The organism is Salinibacter ruber DSM 13855 (assembly GCF_000013045.1).
GTDB lineage: Bacteria > Bacteroidota > Rhodothermia > Rhodothermales > Salinibacteraceae > Salinibacter > Salinibacter ruber.
Map to the genome: position 1 here is coordinate 771,155 of NC_007677.1, position 13,128 is coordinate 784,282.

A 13,128-nucleotide genomic window follows, 5' to 3' on the forward strand; every position below is an offset into this window, starting at 1 on the left:
TCGACAGCTCCTTATGGAACCGCCAGTCCTTGATACCATCATCGAGCGCATTGTGGAGGTGGCTGATCCCGAACGCATCATCCTGTTTGGGTCGGCGGCGCACGGGGAGATGGGGCCGCACAGTGACCTGGATCTGTTGGTGGTGAGAAAGGTCGAGGGGAGGTCCCGGGGACATCTCGTGGAGGAGATCTACATGAATCTCATCGGTGTAGGTCAGGCAGTAGATGTGATCGTCGTGAGCCCGGAAGAGATTGAAGAGTACCGTGACAGCCACTCGCTAGTCATTTCGCCAGCTCTGGATGAAGGCCAGGAGGTGTACCGTGCCACACGAGAAGCAGCGTCGTCCGGATGATCCGCAAGCCTGGCTGGATCGGGCGCGTAGTAACCTGATCCGGTCCCGGCAACGGATGCCGGATGTATACCTAGAGGATCTCTGTTTTGATGCCCAACAAGCCGCTGAGAAAGCCCTCAAGGCCCTCTGTATTGAGCGTGGGATTGACTTTCCCTACGTGCATGATCTGGCACGCCTCGTGACGCTGCTTCAAGACGAAGGACAGCCTGTGCCTGACGCAGTGCGGGAAGCCGGGCGGCTTACACGCTACGTAGTCCTCACGTGCTACCCTGGGTTGGACGATCCCGTAAGCGAGGACGATTACGAACGGGCTGTAGCAATCGCTGAACGTGTCGTGGAGTGGGTGGAGGGCCATGTCGAAACGGGCGGGGAGACGCCAGACTCATAAGCGGACTGACGCGATCCAGTCGCATGAACGACACCCTTCTTGTCACCGGTGGGGCCGGTTTTATCGGCTCGGCGGTGGTGCGCCACCTCATCCAAGAGACCGAGGCGACGGTTGTCACAGTCGACGCCCTCACCTACGCCGGGCATCGCGAAAACCTCGCGCCGGTGATGGAAAGTCCCCGTCACCATTTCGAGCAGGAGGACATCACCGACGCCCCGGTGATGCATCGGCTGTTCGAGGAGCATGAGCCAGATGGGGCAATCCACCTCGCGGCGGAGTCGCACGTGGACCGCTCCATCGGCGGCCCCGCCGCCTTCGTGCAGACGAATGTGGTCGGCACGCAGGTGCTGCTGGAGGCGGCGCGGACCTACTGGGAAGACCAGGGCCGGCCGGGCGGCTTTCGCTTCCTCCACGTCTCGACCGACGAGGTGTACGGGGAGCTCGGGGAGACCGGCGCGTTCACGGAGGAGACGCCCTACGACCCGAGTTCCCCGTATTCGGCCAGCAAGGCCGGGGCCGACCACCTCGCCCGGGCGTGGCACCGCACCTACGACCTGCCGGTGCTCATCACGAACTGCTCGAACAACTACGGCCCGCATCAGCACCCGGAGAAGCTGATTCCGGTCGTGATCCTGAATGCCTTAGAGGGTGAGCCCATTCCGGTGTACGGCGACGGGAAAAATGTGCGCGATTGGCTTTACGTGAAGGACCATGTGCGGGCCCTGCTGCGCGTGCTGACTGAGGGGAGAGTGGGCGAAACCTACAACATCGGGGGGGGGCAGGAGCGAGAGAACATTGCGGTCGTCCGCCAGATTTGTGATATCCTCGATGAGACGCGGCCGCCGGGCAGCACCCTTGAGACGAAGAGCCACCACGACCTGATTACATTTGTGGAGGATCGGCCGGGGCACGACTGGCGCTACGCCATCGACGCGAGCAAAATCGAAGGCGAGCTCGGGTGGGCGCCTGAGGTCTCGTTTGAGGAGGGCCTGCGCCGGACGGTCGACTGGTACGTAGAGCACCGCGACTGGGTGCGGGCGGTGCAGGGCTGAGGGTTGGGGGGACTCTAATTTGACGGTTGTCACGCAGCACGAGATGCGCAATACGAAATACGCAATACACGGGTGAGACAAATTGGTGCGTGAACCGTGAAGGGGGAGGAAGGCAGTACGGGCCAACTTGCTTGCATATCATGCATCATTCCTCACGAGTCGCTCCTCACGCACCACGTGCGTTGACGAAGCGCCTACGCATCGAAGCGCAGCTTTGACAGGATGAGCAACGACGAAACGGACCCTTCAACACGTACCCGAAAGGGCATCCTGCTGGCCGGCGGCGCCGGCACGCGGCTGTACCCGGCCACCCGGGCGGTGAGCAAGCAGCTCGTGCCCGTCTACGACAAGCCGATGGTGTACTACCCGCTGTCGACGCTGATGCGGGCGGGCATCCGGGACATCCTGCTCATCTCGACGCCGAAGGACCTGCCCCGGTTTGAAGACCTGCTGGGGGACGGGCGCCAGTGGGGCCTGAGTCTCCGCTACGCCGAGCAGCCGGAGCCGAAGGGCATCGCGCAGGCGCTTACGATCGGGGCCGACTTCATCGGCGGCGACGACGTATGTCTGATTCTCGGTGATAACATCTTCTACGGGGATAGGCTGAGCGAAAAGCTGCGCCGGGCGTCCGGGCAGCCCTCGGGAGGGACCGTGTTCGCCTACTACGTAAGCGACCCGGAGCGCTACGGGGTCGTGGACTTCGACGCGGCGGGGCGGGCCCTCGCCATCGAGGAGAAGCCCGACGTGCCGCCCTCCAACTACGCCGTCACAGGGCTCTACTTCTACGACAGTAGCGTCGTGGACGTCGCCGAGGGGCTGGAGCCGTCCGATCGGGGCGAGCTGGAAATTACGGACGTGAACCGGCACTACCTCCAGGAGGGGCAGCTCCAGGTCGAAACCCTCGGGCGGGGCATGGCGTGGCTCGATACCGGCACGCACGACTCGCTGCTGCAGGCGGCGAACTTCGTGCAGACGATCGAGGCGCGCCAGGGCCTCAAGATCAGTTGCCCCGAGGAGATTGCCTGGCAACAGGGCTGGATTGAGGCCAACGACGTGGTGCGGATCGGCCGGTCGATGGACAACAACGCCTACGGCCAGTACCTGCTCGACCTCGTGGAGCGCGCCGAGAGCGACACCACACCCACCTCCGCCTAGCCCGCCTGTTTCCCTGTCCTCCTGTCCGATGACCGTTTCTGAGACCTCCCTTCCCGGCGTGCGCCTGATCGAGCCGGACGTCTACACGGACGATCGCGGCTCGTTCGCCGAGCTGTGGAACGTGCGGGACTACGGCCACCACGGCCTTGACGTCACGTTCGTGCAGGACAACCTGTCCCGGTCCCGCGAAGGGGTACTGCGGGGGCTGCACTTCCAGAACCCCCGGGCGCAGGGGAAGCTGATTTCGGTGCTGGAGGGTGCCGTCTACGACGTGGTCGTCGACGTGCGGGCGGGGGCGGATACGTTTGGAGCGTGGGAGGGGCAGGTCCTCTCGGCCGAGAACGCGCGGCAGCTGTACGTGCCGGAGGGCTACGCCCACGGCTTCGTGGCGACGAGCGGCGAGGTCCTCTTCCATTACAAGTGCACCGACTTCTACCACCCGGAGGCCGACCGGACGGTCCGGTGGGACGACCCGGCCCTTGGCATCGACTGGCCAACAGAAGACCCGATCCTGTCGGAGAAGGATGCGGGGGCGCCTGCGCTGGACGAAATCCCCCGCGAGGCCCTTCGGTTCGACGACGTGCGATGACATCGACCCGCAATGCCCGACGCGACCGCTTCCATTCTGCTGCTCGGCGCCACCGGCCAGGTGGGCCACGCGCTGAGGCGTACCCTCGCGCCGCTCGGCCGAGTGCACACGCCAGGCCGCGCCGCGGTGGACCTGACGGACCTGACGTCCGTGCGGGCGGCGGTGCGAGAGTTGGGGCCGGACCTTGTCGTAAACGCGGCGGCCTATACCGACGTGGACGGGGCGGAGGAGGAGCCAGGGCGGGCGGCCCGGATCAACGCCGAGGCGCCCCGCGTGCTGGCCGAGGCGGCCCGGGCAGTGGGGGCCTGGCTGGTGCACTACTCCACGGACTACGTGTTTGGCGGGACGAAGCGCGCCCCGTACACCGAGGCCGACGCCCCCAGCCCCATTAGCGTATACGGGCGAACGAAGCGGGACGGGGAGGCGGCCATTCAGGCCGTCGGCGGGCGCCACCTCATCCTGCGCACGAGCTGGGTGTACAGCCGCCGCCGCTCGAATTTCGTGCGGACCATGCTGGGCCTGGCGGCCGAGAACGACCGGCTGACCGTGGTGGACGACCAGATCGGCGTGCCGACCTGGGCGGGCTGGTGCGCGGAGGCGACGGCGTCGGTCTGCGAGCGTCTCCTCGCGGACGACGCCGCGCCGGAGGCCGGGTGCTACCACCTCGCCGGCACAGGCCAGACGAGCTGGTACGGCCTCGCCCGGGCGGTCTTCGCGCAGTTTGGGCGCACGGACGTGGCGGCCCAGCCGGTGTCGTCGGACGAATACGAAACGGCCGCGCCCCGCCCGGCCTACACCGTGCTCGACTCCAGCCGCGCCCGGGCCGCGTTCGACCTGCCGGCCACGACGTGGACGGCGCAGCTGGACCGGTTCCGCAAGCGCGTGCGGACTGCCGGCGGGGAGCGCCTGGCGCGCGGCTGATGGGCGGGCGGGATTTCGGTGGCGTACCAGCGAATATTCGAAAAAGTTGTCGGGTACAGTCGGAATTGGTTCGCCTTTTTACCTGGCATTGCCTAACAAACATCTCTGGCTTGTCCCTTCTGCTGTCACGGTACCCTGTTCGTGTGGCGGTAGTCGGGTAGCCTCTACTGCTTTTCTTTCAACTCGACTACAGCTGCAATGCGTTGGATCTCCTCAACACTGTGCGTCTTCCTTGTTGCCCTGACTGTTTTTCCCGGGGCGGTTCAAGCTCAGCAGCGAAGTGATCTACCGGAGGAGGCTCAGCAAGCGCTGGAGGAGCGGGAGATGACAGTTCAAGAGGCGCGCCAGCGCCTACGGCAGTTGGGCATCGATCCCAACAACCCTGAGCAGGCTGCTCAGCGAGCCCGTGAGTTGGGCGTATCAGAAGCACGGATACAGGCGCTCCTTCAAGCCGTACAGGACCGACAGGGAGACGGCGGGGGCATGCAGAGCACAGGTGGCTCAGTTGCGCCACCTGCGCCGACGCTCTCTGGAACGCCAGGAATTGAGCCCGACAGTATCTCCGTTGACCAGTTGCCGGTGGACGTCGCAGCGACCGTCCCACTTCGCAGTGAAAGTCAAATTCGGCAGGTGCGCATAGGCTTCCTCACCGCGGATGGAGACTCAGTGGAGGTGCAAGACGTAAACCGCATCGGTGGGTCCGTCATCGACGGGCAGTGGCGTGGTAGGGTGACAGTACCGAGAGAAACGGGCGTTGGCACTTGGGGGCTCTACGTTCGGGTGGCGAACCAGGATACAAGCACAGTACTTCCCACTGGTCGCGAGCTGAAAATCGTAGAGCAAATGGAGCAGCGTCCCACGGGTGCAGCGGAGACGCTGCCGTACTTCGGGTACGACACTTTTGAAACTATTCCTGAGGCCTTCACTCCTCAGTCTACAGGCCCGGTTGATGGAAGCTACGTGGTAGGGCCGCAAGACGAACTCCGGCTCACAGTGTGGGGAGGTGCAGAGTTCACATATGATCTCCAAGTTGACCGCGGAGGTCGGGTGACAGTGCCCAATGTAGGACAGTTCACCGTGTCCGGCAAGTCGCTCGACGAGCTGCGCAGAGAGATGAAACAGTGGCTCTCCCAGAGCTACTCAGGCCTTACGAGCGACCCACCAACGGTTTACATGGACCTCACGCTCACCCGCGTGCGACCCACACAGGTCTTTGTGCTTGGCGAGGTACCACAACCTGGAGGATACACCGTCAGCAGCTTTGCAACTGTCTTCAATGCCCTCTACAGCGTCGGCGGGCCGCTGCGCCGTGGGAGCCTGCGCAACATCAGCGTCATCCGCGACGGAGAGGTGGTCGAGACCGTCGACCTGTACGACTATCTTTTGGAGGGCTACAGCCCCGATCCAGTACAGCTGCAGAGCAACGATTACATCTTTGTGCCGCCTCGCGGGGAAACCGTCGCCATCACGGGGCCGGTCAAGCGCCCGGCATACTACGAGATGAAAGAGAGCGAGACGGTCGCGGACTTGATCGACTACGCGGGCGGCCTCCAGCCGAACGCCTACACCAAGCGCTTCCAGATCGAGCGCATTGTGCCACCCTCTGAACGGGAGGACCCGTCCGTTGCCCGTGAGGTGCTCGACGCCAGCCTGCAGGCAGCCCGCGCCGACACCGCGCAGGTGCCGCTTGCCGACGGTGACCGCGTTAAGGTCCTGTCCCTTACGGAAGCTCAGGACCAGGCCGTAAAGGCGCGGGTCGACGCCGCAGAGGTCACGGGAGCGGTCTTCCAGCCCGGGCAGTACGAGATCGGGGGACCGGTGCGCACGGTTAAGGACCTGATCGAGCAAGCCGACGGCCTCACAGGCGATGCGTACCGCCAGCAAGCTGATCTTGTGCGGATTGGCGACACCCTGAGCGAGACGAGCCGATCCCTTGACCTCCAGGCCGTCATGAACGATCAGCCTCAGGCTAACGTCGTTCTCCAGCCGGGTGACAGCCTGCACGTCTCCTCTATTCAAGAGATGAGAGGGAACCGGCAGGTCCGCATCACAGGCAATGTGCGCGACCCTGGAAGCTATCGCTTCCGAAAGGGCATGACGATTCGGAGCCTGTTGCAGAAGGCTGGCGGGCTGACCGACGACGAGTACCTCAAGGACGTCTTTCTGGGCCGGGCCGACCTATTCCGGGTCTCGCGCGATGGGGGGGAGGAGCGGATTATTCCGTTTCACCTGGGCGACGCTCTGGCGGGAGAGGGCATGGCTGACCGCGAGCTGCGCCCAGAAGATGAGATTCGCGTCTACCCCGCGACTGTCGGGCGTCTAGAGGAGAAGTTTGTTCGGATCAGCGGGGCCGTTCAAGACGCTGGCCGCTACGCGTTCCGCGACAACATGACGCTCAAGGATGCTATTCTCCAGGCGAACGGGTTTGGCGAAGGAGCATCTCTACAGGAAGTAGAGATCACTCGGATGGTAGAAAAGAAGGATGAGGAAGGGCAGCGTGCCAGCAGTATCTCAGTTCCCCTTGTAAAGCGGGACATAGACCCTAAAGATGTGAACTTCTCAGTTCAAGATACAGCGCGTGCTCTAGAGGCAGCCGAAAACTTCGACCTGCAGCACCGAGACCGCATTTTCGTGCGAGAGAGCCCCTCCTTTCAGCCACAGGAAACGGTTTCAGTCGAAGGGGAGGTGCGGTATCCTGGCGAATACACGATTCTTCAAGACAACGAGCGCCTTTCCAGCGTCATCCAGCGGGCTGGGGGCGTTTTGCCCACCGGCTACTTGAAAGGCGGGCGGCTCATCCGACCAGAAGAGAATCAGGGGGGGCAGGGGTTTCAGGTTCAGCGAGACGGGCAGCAAGTCATCGTGGAGATGAGACGAGCCGTGCGGGGCAATCCGGCTGAAGATCTCATCCTCCGCCCGGGCGATGAGATTGTGATTCCGACTCAGCCGAATACGGTATCTGTGCGAGGGAACGTGGCGAATGAGGGTTTGATCAAGCATGAAGAGGGCCGGCGCGTAGGCTATTACCTCGACCGTGCTGGAGGAACGCGCCAGAATACCCAAGATGTGTTCCTCACCCAGGCGTCCGGCGCCACCTTTGAGGTGAACACGGGTTGGTTCCGGCGCGCCCCTGTCGTGGACGATGGGGCTGTCATCCGGGTTGAGGCCGAGCCTGAACAAGACCAAGAGATTGACTACTCTGAGATTGCCTCCAACGTGGCACAGGTCGTCTCAAGCACTCTGAGTTTGATCGTGCTCGCGACCCAGGCCTTCAACTAGACCAAAGGTGGAATCTACCTCTGAGGCTCGGGTAGGGACACATGCCTCAGTCGGTCACGTCCTGAGTACTCCCTCGCCTCTGGAAATACCTGCGCGAAGTGCCCGTGTGTGAGCTGTCTTGAAAAGGGTGGACGCTCTCCCGCAGAGGGCGAACGTCCTCCTCGCATGCAAGAAGCTCGTGTGCAAGAAGCCGTGACCGCGCTGCCGAAAGATGACACCTGCCGAAAACTGCGCTGGTTTCTCGCCTACATCGGGAACTGCACTTGCGGCTTTCCCAGGGGCACCAGATAACCAGAACTCCCCGATATGACCGAGCAAAAGGCCAGCGAAGCAGTCCGCATGACCACAGAGATCGACCGCTAATTTCGTTCTGCTCTCTGCAAAGCACGGCTGCATTGGCTACCACAAGCCGCTCATGTCCCGGTAAACAATAGCTCCAGGCGTTAAAGTGAAGCGATAGGTTCCCTGGCAATCTCGGGAAGAAGGATCCCCCGTGAGGCGAGAACTGGAGCATCCTGAAGAAAAGCCATGTGAAATGCTAAGAACGGGTTGTGCTGTGGTGTTTGACATGTACTCATCACCGATAGAGGCTCTCCAGAGCCGTTCCGGGTCGGCCGAGCGCTTCGTTGGGCACGAATCCGATCGTGTAGGACAGTAGCTTCGACACGACGTGCGTCATTGCGCCTCAAACGGACCGAGCCCGGGTCTCTTCAACCTGAAACTGCCCGGAGAGCGACGAGAAGATGCTCTCGATCCGAGCCCGAGGGCCACGGCGGGAGGCCCGAAGCGCCGTCTTGCCTTCCGATTTGGCTTTCTTGCCTCGCCGCAGCACATGCCAGAGCGCTTTGCCGCTTTTGCCAAAAAGGATCGCGAGCCAATCGCCGCAGTAGTCCGCCCACGGCCAACACCGGATAGGCCTTCGCAAGAAAGGCCGACTACCGGGCCTGCCGCTTTGCCTCGGCGGCAAGCAAGTGCACTTGGGCGCGGCGCTCCCTGACATTCGCTGGGCTGAGCACAAAGTCGCAGATTGATCCGTCGCCAAACACAAGCAGATGCGGCATGAACCCGAAAAAAATTTCCGCTTCGACGGAGAAAATCCCGCCTCAGCGGCACAAATAGGCATCACCGCCGATCTCCATCGGGGAGACTCGGGCGTGGTGATCTCGTCGGACCGGTCCTCCTGCATGATCGATAAGGTTTGCATGACCGACAAGGTGATATCTTCTGGGCGGGGCATGTCCACGTGGCCTGACCCGTTGCGCCACCGAACCCAGTCGGGCGCAGCTTTCGGGCGGGGGTCGTGGGCGACTCCAGTGGAGAGTCAGGAACAACTCTTTGGCAGGAGGGCGCATTCGATCACAGCAGCAGGGGCGTCGCCGGTTGAATGAGTGTAGAGTCTCATTCGAGACCGGAAAACCGCCCCTACTGCTTCTATTTGGCCGGATCACATACCTTCGACGTGTAGCGCAAGCCGTTCTGAGAGGCCAGGCTGGCGGACCGGACGCGCCACCTCTTAAAGAGCAACTGCCCCCACGTGTTGAACTGCTATCCGTGCTGCTCAACCGAAGTTGAGGAAACATTGAATCCGGTAGAGGCGCTTGCGAATCTCTAGGTGAGGGTTCACTATGTGGAACGGTTGAAAGAACATAAGCTCCGACTCCTGTGCTGAGAGTAAACACTGAATTCCTCAGTTCCCAGTGCTTTCAGTCGATACATGATCGATGAGTCAGCCGGGAAGGGCTATAGCGTGGAATACTGCCCGGGGAGGCAACCTAGCTGAGGCGAATCTTGCGCAGTTGCGAAACCCGAGGCACGCTTCTTGGGCGTGACGCAGGTGACCGGCGCCGAAACCTCTCGGAAGGTTTCGGCGCTACCGAAAAGGAGCGGCCAGGAAATGCCATTTTCGAATGCTGAATGGGACTGACGTGGCGGAGCTGCATCTAGACGTAATATTTGTCTCCTCTCTCTTTAGCCATCTTCTGATCTATGGCGGCCACCGGGAATCGTCGCTGCCGAGAAACGTCGCTGCCGAGAGGGTAAAGTACATGTTCTCGGAGGGTCCTCTCCTAAGAGGGCCCTGTTCCAAGAGGGTCTTCGGCGAAAAGTAGAGATGTGAAGGTAAATTGCCCTCTGGCCCAGTGCCTGACCAAAAGCTCCGAAGGCCTTGCGGATGAGGCTTTCCCACTGCCTATAGGTACCTTCCAACACACTTCTCCCTGCAGGGGTAGAAGCGCGCCTGAGCTATTCAGAAACGCTCCGTGTGACATCGGTGCTCGGAAAAAAGATCACACCGACTCAGAACGCCCGTTCTGGAAAAGTGAGAATCAAGCGCTTGCAAGAGGCGAGCAACACACAGCTGTGAGAAGCGCGCATAAGAACTTCCTCATGCTTGAGAAACTCGCAGCATCCCTACTGCAGGAAAGGGTAGCTCAATCGATTTTCGATCTTGTAGAACCTCTTTGACACGGTTACGCGCGGATGAGCGACTCTGAATCCACTCCATCAAGGGATGGCGGCCCGCGAGGGTCTCGGCCAGGGAGGCGAATGCCCCCGCCTGAAGATGAGATTACCCTTATGGAGCTGATCGTCACTCTGAGCCGCGGGCGAGGGCTGATTGTGCTTTCGGTCGTTGGGATTGGCCTTCTCGGTGTTCTCTATTCGGTAGCGACACCCTCGAGGTACACTGCCGAGTCGAAAGTCATCCGAGAAGCTGGAGAAGGCGGAGGCGGGCCCAGTTTGCCGAGTGGTATCGGGGGGATCGCAGGTGGACTCGGTATTGACATCGGGGGAGGAGGCAGCGTCGGGCTCTCGCCGGCGTCGTACCCGGAAATTGCGACAAGCCGAGAGGTCCGTTTGGCAGTAGCGCGGGATACGTTTTATTTCCCGTCGCTTGGGCGGCGTACGACATTCGTGGACTACGTAAACAGGCCACCCGGTACACTTGATCAAATCCTGTCTTACACCGTGTACCTACCGTGGACGGTGAAAGGGGCGTTGGGCAGCCTCATCGGTAGCGGCCAAGGGAAGCGTTCTGCCGGAACCGACAGTACAGGAACGCTCATCTACCCGACTGAAGAAGAGGAAAAAGCGATAAGCGCGCTGGGTGAAATGGTTTCTGCTTCGGTTTCTGAGTCCGGAGCACTGGAGGGAGGAAGTGGCCTGATGACGGTCTCTGCATCGTCAGGCAATCCAGGGCTATCGGCGCGGCTCAACGAACGCTTCATAGAGCACCTTCGCACCCGCGTCCGAGAGCTGCAGACGGAGAAAACGCGGAGAAACCTGCGGTTTGTCGAAAAGCGGTTTGGAGAAGTAAAGCAAGAACTTGATGCTGCAGAAAACCGTCTGGTTCAGTTTCTCGAGCGAAACAAGGGCGTTCTGGCTGCAGGTAGCAAGCCTCAACTTGAATCCCGCAGGGAGCGTCTCCGCCGGGAAGTGGGATTTAAAGAGCAGCTCTACAGCCAGATGCAGAAGCAGGTTACCCAGACCCGGCTTCAACTTCAAAAAGAGCAGCCAGTTGTCACGGTTGCTGAGAAGCCGGCACCACCAGCTGAGCCGAGCGCGCCGAACCGAACGCTGAACGTCGTGCTGTCGCTTTTCCTTGGCGGACTGTTTGGGGTGGGTGCTACTTTTTTCCGATCGGCAATCCAAAGCCAAGAAGACGACGGAGAAGCTCAGGAGCAAATTCAGGAAGTTCAAAAGGCATGGAAGCCGTCTGGAATTGCGGAAGGTGTGCGAGAGGAGCTCGGAATCGAGAACGACCCTGACGGCTCCCTCACCCAGCGGTAGGGCTTTGCCAGTGGCGGATGCACTTGGGGGGGGTGCGCTATGGAGCGCTTAATGTGAGAGTCGCTCACGCCACCGCTCCTAAAATTCGCACCCGTTGAGGTAAAACCTTCCTTCAACGCCGCTGTAGAGAATAAATCGGCAGAGCGTGTGGTGTGGGCGCAACGCTCCCCCCCGCCGCATCCGTAGACATACCGCGTCAAAATCGGCGTCTACGGCTGCTAAGGGGGGGGTCCGGCGGGCTTGTCCCGGGATTGTCTCCATAACGCGGCCGTTCGATCGCACCCGTTATGGATCCCAAATCCCGCCCATGCCAGCGATCTCAATCATCGCCCGCACCCGCCGCAAAGACGACCACGGACGCGTTCCGATCCGGCTCCGCATTTCCCACCGCGGGGAAAAACGCTTCATCGCGCTTCCCGTCAAGGTCCTCGCTAAAAAGTGGAACGGAGACAAACGGCGGGTGACCGGGACCCACCCGGACGCAGGAGAGATCAATACCTTCCTGTCGGACCTGGAACGGGCGGCCTTCTCGGTAATCTCGCGGCTCGAGCGGGCCGGGACGCTCATTACGGCCCAGCGTATCAAAGACGAAATCCAGGAGGAGCGTGAAGAGGTGAAAAGCGCGCCGGAGGATTTCCTCGCGTTTGCCCGCGAGAAAGTCAAAGGCTACAAGCGGCGCGGGCAGATCGGCACCTTCCGGTCCTACCGGACCACCTGCCGCAAGTTCACGGCGTTCATCGAGGAGACCTACGGGCGGGACGAGGTGCCCTTTGGTGCACTCGAAGCAGAGCTCTTTCGGGAGTTTCGGACGTACTGCTACGAGGAAAGGGGCAATAGCACCAACACCGTGGGCCGCGAGTTGGGCATCATGCGCACGCTCGTGCGCCACGCGATGAAAGAAGGGAAGCTGTCGGCGTACCCGTTCGAGCACATCACGATCGACAGCGAGCCGAGCCAGAAAGAGCTTCTCACCCCGGAGGAGGTGGAGCGGATCGCGGATCTGGAGATCGACGAAGAGAGCCCAGCTGCCGAGGCGCGGCGCTGGTTTTTGTTTGCGTACTACGCCGGGGGGATGCGCTTTTCCGACGTGGCCACCCTCCAGTGGCAGCACATCCGGGAGGGCCGCTCCGGAAGGCCCCGCGTCTGCTACAAGATGAAGAAGACCGCCGACACGGTCGGCGTGCCCCTGATCCCCGAGGCGAAGGAGATCTTATGTCGCTACGAGGAGGGGGACGGCGAAGATTGGGTCTTTCCCATCTCCGAGGGCATCGATCCGGGAAACGAAGAGGCGCTGCACCGCCGCAAGTGTCAGCGCAATTCAGCCGCGAACCGGCACCTGAAAGAGCTCGCCGGGCAGGCTGGGATCGAGAAGCGGGTGACGTTTCACCTCTCCCGCAACGCGGCAGCGTGGAAGCTGTACCAAAACGTCGGCGACATTTACAAGGTGAGCAAGTTTCTCGGCCACAGCAACGTGGAGCAGACGCAGGACTACATTGACGGCTTCGTGGACGAGAGCCGGGACGAAGACTTCATTGCGGCGATGACGTAACGGTGAAGCGCCTGGTTTAGAAAACTCGCATCTCTGGTTCTTTCACCTCACGACGTT

General features: G+C 61.6%; 9 protein-coding genes and 1 pseudogene. All 10 read left to right on the plus strand.

The window, feature by feature from the left end:
* Positions 1 to 13 precede the first annotated feature (13 nt).
* The 10 genes and pseudogenes from SRU_RS03080 (at position 14) to SRU_RS03120 (ending at position 13,071) form a co-directional block, all read left to right on the plus strand.
* The gene (locus SRU_RS03080; protein WP_011403362.1) at positions 14 to 352 is read left to right on the plus strand and encodes a nucleotidyltransferase domain-containing protein; all 339 of its coding nucleotides are present in this window, start codon (positions 14 to 16) and stop codon (positions 350 to 352) included.
* On the plus strand, positions 300 to 740 hold the full coding sequence (locus SRU_RS15815; protein ID WP_011403363.1) for a HEPN domain-containing protein: 441 nt from the start codon (positions 300 to 302) through the stop codon (positions 738 to 740). The genes SRU_RS03080 and SRU_RS15815 overlap by 53 nt, the downstream gene beginning before the upstream one ends.
* A gap of 23 nt (positions 741 to 763) precedes the next feature.
* Positions 764 to 1,792, plus strand: a complete 1,029-nt coding sequence (gene rfbB, locus SRU_RS03090) for a dTDP-glucose 4,6-dehydratase (protein WP_011403364.1) — start codon at positions 764 to 766, stop codon at positions 1,790 to 1,792.
* A gap of 222 nt (positions 1,793 to 2,014) precedes the next feature.
* Positions 2,015 to 2,947, plus strand: coding sequence for a glucose-1-phosphate thymidylyltransferase RfbA (gene rfbA, locus SRU_RS03095; RefSeq protein ID WP_011403365.1), 933 nt, complete (start codon positions 2,015 to 2,017; stop codon positions 2,945 to 2,947).
* A gap of 28 nt (positions 2,948 to 2,975) precedes the next feature.
* Complete coding sequence (gene rfbC, locus SRU_RS03100; protein WP_011403366.1) at positions 2,976 to 3,536, plus strand: dTDP-4-dehydrorhamnose 3,5-epimerase; 561 nt, start codon at positions 2,976 to 2,978, stop codon at positions 3,534 to 3,536.
* A gap of 12 nt (positions 3,537 to 3,548) precedes the next feature.
* A complete protein-coding gene (gene rfbD, locus SRU_RS03105) occupies positions 3,549 to 4,457 on the plus strand; it encodes a dTDP-4-dehydrorhamnose reductase (RefSeq protein ID WP_011403367.1) in 909 nt (302 codons plus the stop codon).
* 198 nt (positions 4,458 to 4,655) lie between these two features.
* On the plus strand, positions 4,656 to 7,736 hold the full coding sequence (locus SRU_RS03110) for an SLBB domain-containing protein (RefSeq protein WP_164923459.1): 3,081 nt from the start codon (positions 4,656 to 4,658) through the stop codon (positions 7,734 to 7,736).
* A gap of 2,544 nt (positions 7,737 to 10,280) precedes the next feature.
* Positions 10,281 to 10,595: pseudogene (locus SRU_RS15820) on the plus strand (Wzz/FepE/Etk N-terminal domain-containing protein); the annotation flags it as partial.
* A gap of 51 nt (positions 10,596 to 10,646) precedes the next feature.
* A complete protein-coding gene (locus SRU_RS03115; RefSeq protein WP_237702049.1) occupies positions 10,647 to 11,522 on the plus strand; it encodes a GNVR domain-containing protein in 876 nt (291 codons plus the stop codon).
* Positions 11,523 to 11,829: 307 nt separating this feature from the next.
* Positions 11,830 to 13,071 (plus strand): site-specific integrase, encoded by a 1,242-nt coding sequence (locus SRU_RS03120; protein ID WP_164923460.1) that lies wholly within the window; start codon positions 11,830 to 11,832, stop codon positions 13,069 to 13,071.
* Positions 13,072 to 13,128: the final 57 nt, after the last annotated feature.